This is a genomic window from Oleiphilus sp. HI0117, from assembly GCF_001635235.1.
Window position 1 is genome coordinate 1 of record NZ_LWGA01001331.1, and the last position, 650, is coordinate 650.

Here is a 650-nt window from a genome sequence, read left to right on the forward strand (position 1 = left end):
AACTCATTCATAACATTTGAAATGGCAGGTTTAGGCATGACCTTTGGCTCCTGAGAACATCAGTTTTGACATATTTGTATATAAGAAAGCCTAGCAGAAGAGGCTGTAAAGGTAAGGCAGGCAGTAATAAATTTGTCGGTCACTGTTTCATAAGTGCCCAGTTTTCTCGACCAATGATACTCTCGCTTACATAGTGAAAAGCTATGCGAGCACTTCTGTTCATTGAAACAAACGATTACGCAAGCTTACCCGATAATGTTAAGTCCTTCATATTGCTTAAACCTTAGCTGCCTATACTGATAGTTCTTTCGGGAATATAGAGACTCTGACTATGAGAACATTACGTTTGACCACGCTTGATAATCAGCGTCAGCGTTTAGAGCGGGAAATAATAGAAACGAAGAAAAAGATTGTAGCAGCTAATGAGGGCGCGTTTCCTGACCTGGGTTTAGTTAAGCAATTGAGAGATTCTATTGAGCGAAATATGCAACTTATTTCAATGATTGATCAGCATCGACCCGCAAGAATCTCTAAGCTGAAAGCGAAGGTGATTTAGGGTAAGTGTAAAACTTACCCTGATTCACAAAAACAATTACTGTCGCTCAGGAATAGCCGTTCCCTGAAAGATAAACAGCGGTGTGGGCGATGTG

General features: G+C 40.6%; 1 protein-coding gene. It reads left to right on the forward strand.

What is annotated here, in order from left to right; translation table 11 throughout:
- The first annotated feature begins 331 nt into the window (after window positions 1-331).
- Complete coding sequence (locus A3757_RS23055) at window positions 332-556, forward strand: hypothetical protein (protein ID WP_068510894.1); 225 nt, start codon at window positions 332-334, stop codon at window positions 554-556.
- Window positions 557-650: the final 94 nt, after the last annotated feature.

What these genes read in the sequence shown, in the direction of transcription:
- A3757_RS23055 (WP_068510894.1), top strand. Translation starts at nt 332, where the DNA reads ATGAGAACATTACGTTTGACCACGCTTGATAATCAGCGTCAGCGTTTA.